Source organism: Bacillus sp. USDA818B3_A (assembly GCF_009928415.1).
Classification (GTDB): Bacteria; Bacillota; Bacilli; order Bacillales; family Cytobacillaceae; genus Neobacillus.
Map to the genome: position 1 here is coordinate 17984 of NZ_JAABNN010000025.1, position 16139 is coordinate 34122.

Annotated in this window: 17 protein-coding genes; all 17 read right to left on the reverse strand. The window is 40.1% G+C overall.

Translation table 11 applies throughout. The features are described from left to right. Positions 1–5: 5 nt before the first annotated feature. Positions 6–440, reverse strand: a complete 435-nt coding sequence (locus GXK58_RS23800) for a S1 domain-containing RNA-binding protein (RefSeq protein WP_160725667.1) — start codon at positions 438–440, stop codon at positions 6–8. Positions 441–534: 94 nt separating this feature from the next. Then, entirely contained in the window at positions 535–918 is a 384-nt protein-coding gene (locus GXK58_RS23805; RefSeq protein ID WP_160725668.1) for an FtsB family cell division protein, read from the reverse strand. Positions 919–934: 16 nt separating this feature from the next. Beyond that, a complete protein-coding gene (gene yabQ, locus GXK58_RS23810; protein WP_160725669.1) occupies positions 935–1567 on the reverse strand; it encodes a spore cortex biosynthesis protein YabQ in 633 nt (210 codons plus the stop codon). Further along, on the reverse strand, positions 1564–1866 hold the full coding sequence (yabP, locus tag GXK58_RS23815) for a sporulation protein YabP (protein ID WP_101648650.1): 303 nt from the start codon (positions 1864–1866) through the stop codon (positions 1564–1566). Before yabP ends, yabQ begins: the two co-directional genes overlap by 4 nt. 210 nt (positions 1867–2076) lie before the next feature. Then, complete coding sequence (locus GXK58_RS23820; protein WP_160725670.1) at positions 2077–2349, reverse strand: RNA-binding S4 domain-containing protein; 273 nt, start codon at positions 2347–2349, stop codon at positions 2077–2079. A 17-nt stretch (positions 2350–2366) separates the two neighbouring features. Continuing rightward, entirely contained in the window at positions 2367–3839 is a 1473-nt protein-coding gene (gene mazG / locus GXK58_RS23825; RefSeq protein ID WP_160725671.1) for a nucleoside triphosphate pyrophosphohydrolase, read from the reverse strand. After that, positions 3823–5466: a putative polysaccharide biosynthesis protein gene (locus GXK58_RS23830; protein WP_160725672.1), complete on the reverse strand. Its 1644-nt coding sequence runs from the start codon at positions 5464–5466 to the stop codon at positions 3823–3825. Before GXK58_RS23830 ends, mazG begins: the two co-directional genes overlap by 17 nt. 131 nt (positions 5467–5597) lie before the next feature. Next, complete coding sequence (spoVT, locus tag GXK58_RS23835; RefSeq protein WP_160725673.1) at positions 5598–6134, reverse strand: stage V sporulation protein T; 537 nt, start codon at positions 6132–6134, stop codon at positions 5598–5600. A gap of 203 nt (positions 6135–6337) precedes the next feature. After that, complete coding sequence (mfd, locus tag GXK58_RS23840; RefSeq protein WP_160725674.1) at positions 6338–9874, reverse strand: transcription-repair coupling factor; 3537 nt, start codon at positions 9872–9874, stop codon at positions 6338–6340. A gap of 188 nt (positions 9875–10062) precedes the next feature. Beyond that, the gene (locus GXK58_RS23845; protein ID WP_160725675.1) at positions 10063–10293 is read right to left on the reverse strand and encodes an anti-sigma-F factor Fin family protein; all 231 of its coding nucleotides are present in this window, start codon (positions 10291–10293) and stop codon (positions 10063–10065) included. A 139-nt stretch (positions 10294–10432) separates the two neighbouring features. After that, positions 10433–10993, reverse strand: a complete 561-nt coding sequence (gene pth / locus GXK58_RS23850) for an aminoacyl-tRNA hydrolase (protein WP_160725698.1) — start codon at positions 10991–10993, stop codon at positions 10433–10435. A gap of 131 nt (positions 10994–11124) precedes the next feature. After that, the gene (locus tag GXK58_RS23855) at positions 11125–11763 is read right to left on the reverse strand and encodes a 50S ribosomal protein L25/general stress protein Ctc (RefSeq protein ID WP_160725676.1); all 639 of its coding nucleotides are present in this window, start codon (positions 11761–11763) and stop codon (positions 11125–11127) included. 78 nt (positions 11764–11841) lie between these two features. Next, a complete protein-coding gene (locus GXK58_RS23860) occupies positions 11842–12795 on the reverse strand; it encodes a ribose-phosphate diphosphokinase (protein ID WP_160725677.1) in 954 nt (317 codons plus the stop codon). Between the two features lie 24 nt (positions 12796–12819). Further along, positions 12820–14193 (reverse strand): bifunctional UDP-N-acetylglucosamine diphosphorylase/glucosamine-1-phosphate N-acetyltransferase GlmU, encoded by a 1374-nt coding sequence (gene glmU, locus GXK58_RS23865; protein ID WP_160725678.1) that lies wholly within the window; start codon positions 14191–14193, stop codon positions 12820–12822. 200 nt (positions 14194–14393) lie between these two features. Then, a complete protein-coding gene (spoVG, locus tag GXK58_RS23870; protein ID WP_003347151.1) occupies positions 14394–14684 on the reverse strand; it encodes a septation regulator SpoVG in 291 nt (96 codons plus the stop codon). A 211-nt stretch (positions 14685–14895) separates the two neighbouring features. Further along, positions 14896–15270 (reverse strand): 2-iminobutanoate/2-iminopropanoate deaminase, encoded by a 375-nt coding sequence (gene ridA, locus GXK58_RS23875; protein ID WP_160725679.1) that lies wholly within the window; start codon positions 15268–15270, stop codon positions 14896–14898. Position 15271: 1 nt separating this feature from the next. Continuing rightward, complete coding sequence (gene purR, locus GXK58_RS23880; protein WP_160725680.1) at positions 15272–16099, reverse strand: pur operon repressor; 828 nt, start codon at positions 16097–16099, stop codon at positions 15272–15274. Positions 16100–16139 lie beyond the last annotated feature (40 nt).

Here is a 16139-nt window from a genome sequence, read left to right on the forward strand (position 1 = left end):
GCAAGTTAACCGCGTCTAGCTCCTCTTCCTCCACGCTTAGACTCCGTGTTGCGCTTCAAGGAAGATAAACGATCTTCGCTATCCTTTAGGAATTTGGACATTTTGGACTCAAAAGTTTCCCCTTTATTGTTGTTATTACGATCGTTTGAACGGTTTTGACGAGGGCGTTGCGAATGTGAATATTGTTTTTTCTCCGACTCTGGGCGATCTTTTGCCTTTTTAATCGATAAGCCGATTTTTCCATCCTTCTCAACATTAAGAACCTTTACTTCAACTTGGTCACCGACCTTTAAGTGGTCATTGATATCCTTTACATAATTATCAGCAACCTCACTAATGTGTACAAGTCCTGTTGATCCATCTGGCAGTCCCACAAACGCTCCGAATTTTGTTATCCCTGTTACCTTCCCTTGTAGCTTGCTGCCTACTTCAATTGACATATAAAGAATGTTCCTCCTTAGATTTTAAAAAGTCAAACTTTCTATATATTATACAGAAACTAAAAAATCAGTGTCAATATCTCGTAAAACTGGCTCAATTTTCTTCTTTCTCATCAGGAATATTAAAAATAACCTCATTCTTTTCGGAGAAAAAGTACTCTTTTCTCGCCAGCTTTCCAATATAATCATCATCATTTAATTTAACGATATCTTCCCGAAGGAGGGATTCCTGCTTTTTTAAATCAGTAAGCTGATGTTCAAGCTTTTTCTTTTGTGCCAATTTAGCATCGAGTTTGGCGGTTTGGGAGAGGTAATTTGAAATCATCAAATAGGTTAGTAAGCTAGCAAGAACAAAAAATACCGATAAGCGTCTTAACACTAATTTCTTTTTTCGAGCTGAAGCAATCTCGGCGTATTCTTGCTGCTCTACATAGGTTGTCTGAATTCTTGATACATTTCTTTTTAAGTCCGCACCCATTTCCCTAAAAACCTCCTTACTCTTTCTTCCTTTTCCATTTGTCCAGCCATTTATTTATATAATTCCTTATTTCCTTAAAATTTCCTGCCGTTTTATTATATAACTTCTCGACTGTTTTTTTAATACTTTTCGGCAAAAGTTTCCAAAATAATAACAGGATTTTTTGCAATGGAAAAATGATAACTTTTAGGATAAATAGTAAAACCTTATAAACAAGTTTGACAAGGGTTAATAGTCCCCTGCCAATTGCAATAATAATCATAATCAATAGTTGGATAAGACTAACGATCGGTTTATAAATCAGCATTTGAACCATTTTGGTTATAAATTTATAAATTGCGATAACCGTCTGAATCCCAACTTCTAAGAGACGAAGATAAATACCTTTGAACAAAGCTTGATAGGCAGCAAATCCACAAAGCAGTGCGATAAAAATATAAAAACGCAACTCTCCGCTATTCACTAAAAATAACGTATAGAAAATAATTAAAGCTTGAATGATCCAAAATAAAATATCATTTATAAAGACAATCCAAGCTTTTTGTTTTGGCCGGTTTAAAAACCGCTGGTACGTATCAAACATTGCGCCAAACAACGAACCCATACCTATCATAGAAAGCATGGTAAGGAACTGCGTCGAAAGGGTCATTTGAATAACTTGCTAAAGAATCCTTTAGCTTTCTCCCCGTGCTGCTCATCCAGATAAACTAAATCAAAGATTTTTCCTTTAATGGAGACAATCCCTTTTTCAACATCAAGGTTTTTCATTTGCAGATTTTGCCCTTTAATGGCTAAAAAGCCCATAACTGTTTCTAATAAGAATTCCTCATTATCAAAACTTTCTACTTGTTTAACCCCGGTAATATCAAGCAGCTTTCTTCCTCTCATAATCACATCATGGTCTGGAACACTGCTCTTTGACGGATTGTTATCATAATATTGGCTCATCCTTCATCCCTCACAATCATTTGTACAACCCTTTTGTACATTTTTATGTGATGAAGGACATGATTAGAACTCCGAAAAGCGAAAGCGACTTGATCAGCCTAAGGCAAGCACAAGACGAGCCGGCCGAAAGGTTGTTCTTTAACCTTTTGGACGGATTGGCTTGTGACCTCGAGGGGCTAGGCGCTGGAGCTGGACATTAACCAGTGAAATTTAAAAAGGGTCTGGTGAGCCAAGCTTCTCTTCTTTTAAGATGGTATACATCTCAGCGGCCTCCTCCTTGCGGGAAGTCTCCTGAATTCGATCAATTCGAGCCGTTAATTTCCGCTGCCCAAGGCGGATGGTTAACTCATCCCCCACCTTGACAGTGGAACTTGCCTTCGCCTCTTTTCCATTGATTTCAATTCTTCCTTGGTCAGATACTTCCTTTGCCAAAGTTCTTCTTTTAATAATTCTTGAAACCTTTAAAAACTTATCTAAGCGCATGAATACTCCCCCTCAAATTATAATCCTTTTACTTTTGCTTCATCCCAGTATCGATCAAGCTGCTCAAGTGTATGCTCCTCAAAAGACCGTCCGCTCTCTTTCACCTTTTCCTCGACAAACTTAAACCGGCGGATGAACTTTTCATTGGTTTCAAACAACGCTTCCTCTGGATGAATCTTTAGGAATCTTGCTACATTCACAAAAGCAAACAGCAGGTCTCCAAACTCCTTTTTGGCAAGGAGCAAACCTTCCTCTGTCCCATCAAGCTCATTCACAAATTCATCAAGTTCCTCTTTCACTTTCTCCAACGCCGGCCCAATCTCCTGCCAATCAAATCCAACCTTCGCCGCTTTCTTTTGCAGTTCATAGGCCCGAAGAAGGTTAGGCTGATCCTTTGAAACCCCTTCTAATAGAGAGGCTTCCTTCTCCGTCTCTCCCTTTTCCTGCTTTTTAATCTCCTGCCAGTTCGCGACCACTTGTTCTGCATTATCTGCTGTCTTATTGCCAAAAACATGCGGATGCCTGCGAATCATTTTTTCTGATAGGCTTTCAATCACATCATCAATCGAAAAATACCCATCATCTTCGCCAATTTGGGCATGGAGCATGACTTGGAGCAGGACATCCCCAAGCTCTTCAACTAAATGATCAAGATCATCCTGATTAATCGCATCAATCACTTCAAATGTTTCTTCAATTAAATACCTTTTTAATGATTCATGTGTTTGTTCTTTATCCCATGGGCAGCCATTTGGCCCTCTTAAAATAGCAATAATATCACGAAGCTTCGTGAAGGTTTTCAACAATATTTGCTCATCCTTAACCGGCGGTACATAGACTGAAGTTAAATTGTTAAGTGATACATTCCGGTCCAGCTCATACAGGGCTACTTTTTCAATAGACTCTTGACTGCTCCCAGCTGCTGTTACGATAGACACTTCATAATCATCCGGCAATTTCTCCATCAAGGTTAGCTTTACTTCAGATGCAATAAATTGATCATATACTTGGCTGATAAAAATATGCTGTTCCAGCTGCAGCTGGCCGGCAGAAATGTCCGTACCATCAAGAAGCTGAAACCCCTCAACTGGATCAATTTTCAAGGCAGCGAAGATGCTATCCAAAAAGCTCTGCCCACCGCCAATCGTTATATGTACGTCTTCTTTTGAACTATACTCTAACAGGAGCTGAACTGTTCTCTCGGCAACAAGCGGATGTCCAGGAACCGCATAGATTACCGGTCCTGTTTGGGACTCTCTTAATAAGGTTTGCGCAATTTCCTCATAGACAGCCTCAAATTGATCATGTTTTTCATAGACAGAATCGAACGAAACATAGGTTAATCCCTCTTTTTCAAGACTCGAGACAACCGGATGTTCTTTTGTTCGTAAAAAAAGCCGATCTGCCTTCAATAATTTCTTGTATACCCCTACCGGCAGTTGCTCTAACTCTCCAGCCCCTAGTCCGAGCACCTCAATTTCTTTTTTCATATTCACTTCTATCCTTTCGTGCTAATAAATAGATTACTCTACTTCCAAACGGAAATAGTACTAGTTCTTCCTCGAGAAAAACCCTGCCCCGGATAATAATCAATAAAAAGGGAAATCCCCCGCATATGACCGCACTAACTGCCTGCAGAGCCGCCCCTAGCCGGTCCATTTCTAAATAATCAAAGAAATAATCCGTTATGTATAAATAACCCTTTAGAATCAAGACCATACCTAAAGTTGCTATCATCAGAGTTCTTAAGAATCCCTTGACTAACAGAGGACCCATCGACAACTTTCTAAAATACATCCATAAAATGAATGTAACAATTGCTAGTGTAATAAGAGAAGAAGCAGCTGCTCCCATAATCCCTGAGAGCGGGATAAGTATGAGATTTAATATATATTTTAACGGAAAAGCCATCATGACGGCAAAGGCTGGAAACCAGACCTTTCCCATTCCCTGCAAAATGGCAATTATTGTTGAAATAATCGATGTAAAGAATATGACATAACTTAGGGCACCCAATACAGTGGAACCTGAATGATCCTCAAACAGCATGATGTTAGTTGGTTCTATAATCGCCCAAAGGCCCGCAGAAGCCCCAACCCCTACAACGATACTAACCTTTAACGATAATTGAATCTTCCCAAGCAATTCCAAAGGCTTTGATGATAACCGGGCTTTAGTAATCAACGGCACCAGTGCCAGCGACATGGAGGTGGCAGCAACTGTTCCTAATTGAATTAATGGCTGTCCGCGGTCAAACACCCCCTTTATACTCTTAGCCAGTTCCGTTTCCATTCCATTTGCAACTAACAGTGAAAATAGATTTAAGGAATCAGCTAATTGCAGAAAGATCATCAGCATCCCGCTTATACAGACCATCAATCCCTGAAAGAACAAAGCCTTCCAAATGGCCGAAATCTCTCTTTTATAACTAATGAATATCCCTTTAACAGGAAGGATTATCTTCCATTCTTTACGTATCCATAAAAACATAAACAGTATAATAGCAGAAACGATACTGCCCGTAATCGAACCAAACATCGCTCCCCCGCCTACTAAATAAAGGGAGTAGCCTTTTTCCATGAATATCGTGGATAAGACTATAATCGTTATCACGCGGAAGGTTTGTTCTCCTACCTGTGATAAAGCGGTCGGCGTCATATACCCGGAGGCCTGATAATAGCCTCTTAACATTGAGCTAATCGGAAAGGCTAAAAAAACAATGGCTACAACCCGAAGTAAGATGGCTAAATGCGGATCGTTCATCCACCCGGCAATTCCTTCCGCACCCAGATAAAGGATCAAAAAACAGATAATGCCGAAGACTTGTAAAAAGATGAACGAGGCAAACAGGAGCAATCGCCTCTTGAGATCTTCTCCCTGTTCCTTTTGTTCTGCATAAAGCTTTGAAATGACAACAGGAAAACCAGTGGTTGACAATACCACAGCCATTCCATAAAAAGGGTATATTTGCTGATATATATAAAAGCCCACATCTCCGACAATGTTTTGAAAAGGAATTCGGTAAAAGGCGCTTAAAATCTTTGATAGGATTGCCGCAAGGGTTAAAATAAAAGCCCCTTTAAATACGGCTTTAGACGAATTGCTGGACTCTTGCATTTTTTCACCTGCTTATTAAAACTCCAAGGTATTATAGCATAAGAAAGGCAGAAGCGCCTTGAACAGGCGCTGCAGCTAGACATATAAAAAAGACAGCAGAAGCTGTCTTTTTTTAAATGTAAAGTTCTGATTTAAGATTCCATTTGTCTAGCGAGGAACCCAGCTGCTGTTTCAACAGCTTTTTGCTCTACTTCACCAAGGGTTCCTTCTTTAGAGAAGATAATTACAGCACCGATTGGATCACCATTTGCAATGATAGGACCAATAGTATAAGATGAGACCGCTTCATCATTTCCTTCAATTAATGCCATTTCACCCTGCTGCGTATGTAGAACAGAGTTACGCTCTTCCATTGTTTTTTCAATTAAATCACTGATGTTCTTATTTAAATAATCCTTTTTCGAACCACCAGCTACAGCAATATAAGTATCTCTATCACAGATTAACACAGGATTACCGAGGCTATCAAATAGGGCTTCTGCATATTCTTTGGCAAAATCGCTTAACTCGCTGATTGGTGAATACTTTTTCAAAATGACTTCTCCGTCACGATCCACAAAAATCTCTAACGGATCCCCTTCACGGATACGCAAAGTTCTGCGTATTTCTTTGGGAATAACAACACGACCCAAATCATCGATTCGACGAACAATTCCAGTTGCTTTCATCCAATGTTGCCTCACTTTCATCTGATGATTTTACTAACTTGGCAATGATGTTAATCATCACCAGCTTTGAATTTAGTATCTTTCATCTCGAAAGTTCTATTCACGAACATTATATTTTTTCAAATATAAGAGAAATATCACATCAATGGATAATGTTCCCGGTCTATTAAAGTGACCGAAGGAGCAACTGCTTCAGCAAAGGATTAATTGACAGGGTTCTCTTGCCCCCGCTTTGCGAGTGGGATTCCTTTCACCATCTCTCTCACTGCATGAAGCCACTGGGCTGTGTCATACTCTTTTGTCTTTATCATGATTTTTAATTTAGAGCCTTCCATTCCAGGGACAATATTTCTGCCAAACTGATTACCTATATGGAAAATTTTACTTCCATCAATTTGGCCGGTAACCTGTTCGTTCACCAGGATGGTTACTTCCTGTTTCAACTGCTTAATCTGTTCCACACCGTTTAAAAGGGCATAAACTTTCAATTCAGCTACTTGGAAGAGGTAATCTACTTCATCCGGGTATTCGCCAAACCGGTCGAGCATTTCCGACTGAAGTTCCTCAATATCCTCAAGACTTACGGCGCCTCTAAAACGTTTATACATTTCAATCTTCTGATGTCCATCTTTTATATAAGTATCAGGAATATAGGCATCAATTTCTAAATCGATTTCAACAGACTTTTTCACTTCACCAGCAAGGTCGCCTTTGCGCTCTTCAATTGCTTCCTTCAGCATTTGAGAATAAAGGTCAAACCCGACCGAATCGATAAATCCATGCTGCTGGGCACCTAATAAATTCCCTGCGCCGCGAATGGATAAGTCACGCATCGCAATTTTAAATCCAGAGCCTAACTCTGTAAATTCCTTAATTGCCTGAAGCCGCTTTTCTGCAACCTCTGTCAGGACTTTATCCTTTCGATAGGTGAAATAAGCATATGCAACACGATTTGATCTGCCTACCCTGCCGCGCAGCTGATAGAGCGTAGAAAGTCCCATCCGGTCTGCATCAAAGACAATTAAAGTATTTACATTTGGAATATCTACGCCAGTTTCAATTATTGTTGTGCTTACAAGCACATCAAACTCACCAGCCAAGAAACCGAGCATAACAGATTCCAATTCATTTTCTGTCATCTGTCCATGCGCAAAGGTTACACGCGCGTCAGGGACAAGCATGGAAATTTCCTCTGCTTTACGTTCAATATCTTCCACCCGATTATATAAAAAGAATACTTGTCCGTCCCTGGCAAGCTCACGTTCAATCGCTTCTCTTACCAATGAACCATTGTACTCCATGACATAGGTTTGCACTGGAAAACGATTCTCAGGCGGTGTTTCGATAACCGATAGATCCCGCACCCCCAGCATTGACATATGAAGGGTCCTTGGGATTGGTGTAGCTGTTAAGGTTAATACGTCAACATTGGTCTTTAACTTCTTAATCTTTTCTTTATGTGTCACACCAAACCTTTGTTCTTCGTCCACAATTAATAAACCCAAATCACGATAGATAATGTCCTTTGACAGCAGGCGATGGGTTCCAACGACAATATCGACTGTACCTGCTTTTAAGCCTTTCATCGTTTCCGTCTGCTGTTTTTTCGTACGGAATCGGCTTAATAAGCCAATATTAATTGGATAATCCTGAAAACGCTCCCTAAGCGTCTCAAAGTGCTGCTGGGCAAGGATGGTTGTTGGCACCAGGAAGGCAACCTGTTTTCCGTCTGCAATCGCTTTAAAGGCAGCCCGGATCGCTACTTCTGTTTTTCCATAGCCGACATCACCACATAATAGGCGGTCCATCGGCCGCGGCCGTTCCATATCTTTTTTGATTTCATGGATTGAGCGCAGCTGATCCTCTGTTTCCTGATACGCAAATGATGTTTCAAATTCACGCTGCAGGTCCCCGTCGGGCGAAAACGCATATCCCACAGCAGCTTCCCGCTCAGCGTATAGCTTAATAAGGTCATCCGCAATATCTTGTACAGAAGATTCGACTTTCTTTTTAACCTTTTTCCAATCACTGCCTCCGAGTTTATAAACCTTTGGCTCTTTCCCTTCAGAACCCACATATTTTTGAACTAAATCAATTTGTTCGACAGGAACGTAGAGTTTATCTGATCCCTGATATCGAATATGCAGGTAATCCTTATGAATGCCGTTAATAACTAGCGTTTCAATTCCTAAATACTTCCCAATTCCATGATTGACATGGACAACATAATCGCCAATTTTCAACTCAGAATAACTCTTGATCCGTTCAGCATTAGATAATTTTTGACGGCTGGTTGATTTTTTTACCCGTTTATTGAATAATTCTTCTTCCGTAATAATGGCGATCTTTTGAATCGAAAGCTCAAAACCGGCATGCAGGTTCCCACGCATAATTTGAACTTTCCCCGGTATAAGCTGCTGATTCTCTTTTATCGAACTTGCGCTAATTTCATAATCTTCTAAGACTCGTTCTAATTTCTTTACCCTTTCTTCATCAGGGCCCAAAAACAGGATGCAATAATTCCCTTTTTTCCATCGATCGATCTCTGCCTTTAATAAATGCATTTGACCATGGAAGTTTTGCATTTGTTTACAAGTGATATTAATAATATTTTGCGGATTGGTATTAGCTACATGCCGTAAAAATAAAGACATATAAAGCAGTGGAAATTCTTTTCTTTGCAGCATGGTCTGTAAGTCATGGGAGATATGCAGATCATGAATAATCTGTCCTTCTGCAAGCAGGCCTGTATACCATTCAGCCTCTTCTTTCACAAGTGAGTCATTCATTTCTTGCACTCTGCTAATTTCATCTACAAATACTAGACCATTACTTGGCAGATAGTCTAGTAAACTAGCAGGCCTGTCGTAGGCTAATGATAAGTATTTGTAGACTTGGTCTGGCTTTTGGCCATTTTTTAACTGTTCAAGTTCATAACTGATATTTTGGCTAAGCTGCATTTTAGCCTTATCATCCTTTAGTTTTCTTAAGGATAAGGCTAATCCCTCTTCAAGTTTGCCGATGATTCGGCTATAATCCTCGGATTCTAAAAGGATTTCTGTTGCTGGCCCAATGAATACCTCATTCACCTTTTCTTTAGACCGCTGATCCTCAAGGGAGAAATATCGGATGGAGTCAATTTCTGTATCAAATAATTCAATCCTTAGTGGGTCTCTCTCGGTAAGAGGATAAATATCAATGATTCCGCCTCTTACACTAAATTCCCCAGGGGTAGTGACCATTTCAGAGCGGACGTAACCCATTTTTACAAGGGTTGTTAATAACTTCTCTATATTGACATCTTCGCCTAGTTTTAATGACAGCTGGTGTTGCTGCCATGACGATTTAGGAGGAACAATTTTTTTCAAACCAGCAATTGGGACAATGAGAACCCCTTTACTTTGTCTGCTCCAGTAATTTAAAGTGTCAATTCGTTGGGCTTTTAATTCAGGACTGGCAATACCAAGCTCAGCGGCGATTAATTCATTAGCTGGAAATAGGAAGACTTCCTTTTCACTTAATAGATTGACCAAGTCATCATAGAGTTTTTGTGCTTGTAATAGATTATGGGTAACAAGCATGATCGGCCTATTCATCTGTTCATGGACGGCTGCCGTTAAAACAGTCCGTGATGATCCAGAAAGACCTGCAACTAGCTGCTCCTTTAAACCTTCTTCAATACCGGCAATAATGGAGTGAACATCTTCCTGTTTTAAAAATAGCGATTTTAAACCATTCAAGGTTTCTCCTCCCTTCCTGTGAATTAATTATATTAAAACAATATTTATATTCGTAAAATTTTAAACAGAAAAATGCTTTGGAGATCTTCCAAAGCTAAGTAGAATAGCAGAAAAGCCTATTAACGGCACATGCCTAGCCGCTATAAGGAGCTAAGCTAGACTATTATCTAAGTAAAATATTTTAACTCTTAATGAATTAAAAAGTCATATTGATGGTATTCTGGATTTCTTTCCAATGCTTCCTGACAATCTTCACATATGGCTGTGATATTGATATCACCAGAAGACTCATACGAGACCATTTCTTGTCTTTCTTGATCAGTTAATTTATGAAGGCCAATCGTTTCTGCGTGAATGGATGTCTGTTCAATTGAACCAAGTTTCGTACCACAATGTCGGCAATGATAATGAATAGCCACGCAATTCCCTCCCTCATCTAGGATTCCACTACTAGTATTAACCTAGCAGGAGGAACTTATTCAGCTAGACTATGGTCATGAGAGGTAATAGGCGTTTTTCTTCAATGTATGAATGAAAGACTTGTATCATGAACAATTATTATTGATTAAATTCATTCATTACCTGTAAGAATGGCTTCTTAAGCCAGGAAGCACACGCCTCGGCACTTCTAGTGACTGCATCATGAGTCAACGGCCTTTCCTCCGGGCGGAAACGTCCAAGTACATAATCAGGTACGCTCATCCCTGGGGTTGGACGATCAATGCCAATCCGGATACGATTGAACTCCTGTGTCCCTAGATGGGCCACAGTAGACTTGATTCCGTTATGCCCCCCAGGGCTCCCCTTTTGGCGGAGTCTTATTTTACCGACTGGAAGATCCAAGTCGTCATAGATGACTAATATGTCCTCTAACTCGATTTGATAATAATCCATTACTGCCCTGATTGATTCCCCTGATAAGTTCATATAGGTTAATGGTTTTAAAAGTAATACCTTTTCCCCGTTATGCAGCCCGATTCCATATAGCCCCTTAAATTTAGATTGATTTAAAGGAATGGAGAACTGTTCGGAGAGTGCGTCAATTACCTCAAAGCCTATATTATGTCTTGTTTGGTGGTACTGCTTGCCAGGGTTACCTAAACCAACGATTAATCTCATCTGTGTCCCCACCTCTTCCGGTTTAGTCATCCTTTTAAAAATTTTTCGGAACATTGCCATTCTCCCATAATAACATGATTTCCTTAATTATGCGTTAAAAGACGTAACCTTAGGCAGGTTACGTCTCAAATTTATTCTTCTCCGACAGGAGCAGTTTCTCTGCCCTCTTCATGGTCAGGGTGACCCTCCTGCTGTTGTTCACCGGAATTGATTTCTTCTTCCTGTCTCGGAGGCAGGATAGAAGCAACTACTTCCTCATCCTCATGATTAATGGTAAAGCCGCCTACTTCAGGGATATCGCCAACCAACACCGTTTCGCCAACTTGTAGGTTCGTTATATCCACCTCTATCGCCTGTGGGATATTATCCGGGGTAGATGTAACCGATAATTCATGAATGGACTGCTGTAAGACACCGCCATCTTTTACGCCAATTGCATCGCCCACAAGTGCGATTCTTACTTGTACATTAATCTTCGAGGACTTGTCAACTGCTAAGAAATCGACATGGACAATCTCATTCTTAATAGAATCCTGTTGATAATCAGATAGAATTACATCGTATTTGCTGCCATCGACATCAAGGGAGATGACACCGTTTCTGCCGACATCACGGATCGTTTTGGTTAAATCTGCCGAACTCACAAACACCGGTTTACTTTCCACTTTAGCTCCATATACCACAGCTGGGATATTCCCATTCGTCCGAAGTTTTTTCAATGCAGAGTGACGCAGTTCCGTCCGTTCCTTCGCTTGTAAAACAGTACTCATATGTTTAAATACCCTCCCAATTTTATACTTCTATATAAAATTGCCCTAAAAAAGGGAGGTCTAAACATTATTTATTAATCAAAAAAGTGTACTTACAGACATTTCTTCGTGAACACGGATAATCGCTTCACCAAGTAATGGCGCAACAGACAGATGAATAATTTTATCAATATCTTTCTCTTCAGGCAGCTCGATCGAGTTAGTAATGACCAACTCTTTTATTTTTGAATTTTGAATTCTTTCGATAGCAGGACCTGACAACACAGGGTGTGTACAGCATGCGTATACCTCTTTTGCGCCATTTTCTACTAAAGCATTAGCAGCAAGAGTGATGGTGCCTGCCGTATCAATGATATCATCGATTAAAATGGCCACTTTTCCTTCGATATTACCAACGATATTCATAACCTCGGCAACGTTTGGTCTAGGACGGCGTTTATCAATAATCGCAATTGGCGCCTTCAAGCGTTCAGCCAATTTACGCGCTCTAGTTACTCCGCCGTGGTCTGGTGAAACGATCACCACATCACCATCGAACTGGCGATTTTTAAAGTATTCTGCCAAAATAGGTACACCCATTAAATGGTCAGTTGGGATTTCAAAGAAACCTTGAATCTGCGGTGCATGAAGGTCTAAACAGATAACACGGTTCGCTCCGGCAGTCTCAAGCAGATTAGCTACCAGTTTGGCAGTAATCGGTTCACGTGCACGAGCTTTACGATCTTGACGGGCATAGCCGTAATAAGGCATAACAATGTTGATTGTCTTTGCTGAAGCTCTCTTTAGAGCGTCAATCATGATAAGCACTTCCATGATATGCTCATTAACCGGCTGGCTCGTTGATTGAATGACGTATACATCACAGCCGCGGATACTTTCTTCGATATTAATTTGGATCTCACCATCACTAAATCTTGTTACGGAGCACTTACCTAGCTCTACCCCAATAAAACTCGCAATTTCTTTGGCAAGGGACATATTTGAGTTTAAACTGAATACCTTTAAATTTGGATCTAAATATTGATTTGACATATTGTCCTCCAATTATAAATAGCTTTATTTCTTAAGATTAAGCCTCTCAACGTAACCTTCTTTATTGACTTGTTTCGCACGTGCAATCGCTAATGCTTCCTCAGGGACATTCTTCGTAATCGTTGAACCTGCTGCAACATAGGATCCCTTTTTAATGGTAACAGGGGCAACTAGGTTGGAATTACAGCCAATGAATACTCCATCTTCGATCTTTGTTAAGAATTTATTTTTCCCATCATAATTAACCGTAATTGAACCGCAGCCGATGTTTACATCACTGCCCACCTCGGCATCACCAATATAACTTAAGTGTGATGCTTTACTTCCTTTGCCGAATACAGCCTTCTTAATTTCAACGAAGTTTCCAATTTTAACTTCATCAAGAATCTTTGAATCTGGACGAATATGTGCAAATGGGCCGATATTGACATTTGAACCAATCGAACTGTTAAATGCTGCTGATTGACGAATGACCGTTTCATTCCCAATTTCACATGCATCAATTTCAGAGTTAGGACCAATTACACATTCCGTACCAATGACCGATTGACCTTTAATAATTGTTCCTGGATAGATAACAGTATCTTGCCCGATTTGAACATCTGCCTCTATGTAAGTATTTGCTGGATCAATAATTGTTACCCCATTTCGCATATGGGATTCATTAATACGCGAACGCATAATACGCTCAGCTTCTGATAAGGCAACCCGGTCATTTACACCTAGAGTTTCTTCAAATTCATCTGTCTGAAAGGCCGTAACGACTTCACCTTGTTTTTTCAAAATTTCAATTACATCTGGTAAATAGTATTCCCCTTGAACATTGTCATTGGACACATTATTTAATGCCTGGAACAATGCTTGATTATCGAAACAATAAGTACCTGTGTTAATTTCATTGATTATCCGTTCTTCTTCTGAAGCATCTTTATGCTCAACAATTTTTTCAACAAGTCCCTTTTCGTTACGAATAATCCGTCCGTATCCTGTTGGGTTATCGATTTTAGCTGTAAGGATTGTCGCTTTTGCATTCAATTCTTCATGGTGTTTAAATAGAGCTTCCATTGTTTCTGCTTTAATAAGCGGTGTATCGCCGCAAACAACAATAGTTATACCGTCTTTTCCTTGAAGCAATTCTTGAGCCTGCATTACCGCATGAGCAGTACCGAGCTGCTCTTTTTGCAATGCATACTGGCTCAGGTCACCTAGTTGAGTCTGAACCATTTCAGCTCCATGACCAGTAATTGTGACTATTTCCTTCACATTCAGCTTAGTGATTTGATCAACTACATGTTGTACCATTGGTTTGCCGCACACTGGGTGTAGTACTTTATAAAGCTTAGATTTCATCCGCGTTCCTTGCCCTGCAGCTAAAATCACAGCATAACGATTAGACATGGACAGTCCTCCAATTTACCTTTTTATCCATTAAAAATATTAACGTAAATGAACTATCTTTTCAAGGAATGAAGGGAAAGTGTCTAAATTTGTCATATTATGTCTTATTGATAATCAGAGGATTATGTATGAGAGGGATGTTAGGGGGCAAAAAATAAAAAGAGCCTTACATAGAAGAAAGGCCCTAGTTGTTAAGATCCTTAGGAAGCTCCGGCTTCTTCAAACTCTACTTCCAATTCGCCTAGCCTGTGATACTCAGCCAAAACTGCTTCTTGGATTTTGCCGCGTGTTCCTGAATTGATTGGATGCGCAATGTCACGAAATTCCCCATCTGGAGTACGTTTACTTGGCATAGCTACAAATAAACCGTTGTTTCCGTCAATAACCCGAATGTCATGAACAACAAATTCATTGTCCAAGGTGATTGATGCAATCGCTCTCATTCTTCCATCCGTGTTAACCCGGCGTAATCTTACGTCAGTTACTTCCATTTGCTCACACCCTTTTGAGTTATATAAAATGCTAGTTAAATAAATTCGGCAATTAACTCTATAATCCTTCTCTAATTTTAAAATTTTTTTAAAAATTAGGGCAAAATCGTGAACTGTTGTAAAAAATAGTGATTTCACTGCGTGTATAGTAGAAAACAGTCGATTATATAAGCCGATCGCCTTATTTTTTTCGAAAAAAAAAACGCCCGGATTATTTCACGAGCGCTACTACTTCGATTTCAACTAATGCATCTTTTGGCAGACGGGCCACTTCTACACATGAACGAGCGGGCTTATGTGTAGAGAAGTATTCTCCGTACACTTCGTTTACTTCAGCAAATTCTTCCATGTTCTTAATAAACACAGTTGCTTTTACTACTGTTTCAAGAGATGCCCCTGCTTCTGCCAGCACTGCCTGCAAATTTTTAAATACTTGGTGTGTCTGTTCTTTCACATCGCCAGTGACCATAACCCCTTCTGCTGTTAACGGAATCTGTCCTGAGCTATAGAATAAATTATTGACGACAATTCCCTGGGAATACGGTCCGATAGCGGCCGGTGCTTGATTGGTTTGAACTACTTTCATGTTAATCCCTCCAAATATTAAAATAGTTACCCGCTTGAACACTGATTCTTTTTTCTTTTACATCAACATCAGCTAATTGCACAAGCGATAGATATTCATCAACTAAGCGTTCTTGAATTTTTTCATCTTCTACTAACACCGCAATACCAGCCAGCTCTGAATTAAATTCCTCAAGCATACTGATCATGCCCATTACAGTTCCGCCAGCTTTCATAAAGTCATCCACAATGAGAACACGTGAATCCTGGCGCATGCTTTTTTTAGAAAGAACCATTGTTTGAATCCTTTTTGCAGATCCAGATACATAATTAATACTTACCGTCGGTCCTTCCGTTACTTTACTGTCTCTGCGAACGATGACAACAGGGACATTTAATTGGCTTGCAACCGCATACGCAAGTGGAATGCCTTTGGTCGCAACCGTCATCACCACGTCTATCTTTGTGTCGGCATATGCGGAGGCGATAATTCTGCCAGCCTTTTGAACAACTTGCGGGTCCCCTAAGATATCCGTTAAATACAAATAACCGCCCGGTAATAGTCGATCGGGATTGGCAATTAACTCACAAAGCTCATTCACAAATGGTTCCGCTTTTTCACGGCTTACTTTTACAAAAAATTTCACACCGCCGGCCGCACCCGGTACGGTTTGCAAAGTGCCAATTCCCCGTTGCTCAAAGGTCTCCTTTACAATCGCTAGGTCCTCACTAATCGAGGACTTTGCGGATTCATAACGATCCGCAAAAAAAGTGAGCGGCACAAGCTGGCGAGGATGGTCAAGTAAATAATTTGTCATATCAATCAAACGTTCACTACGGCGAAATTTCATAACAACCCTCCCAGAATCCGAATATTCTTATTAAAGAATA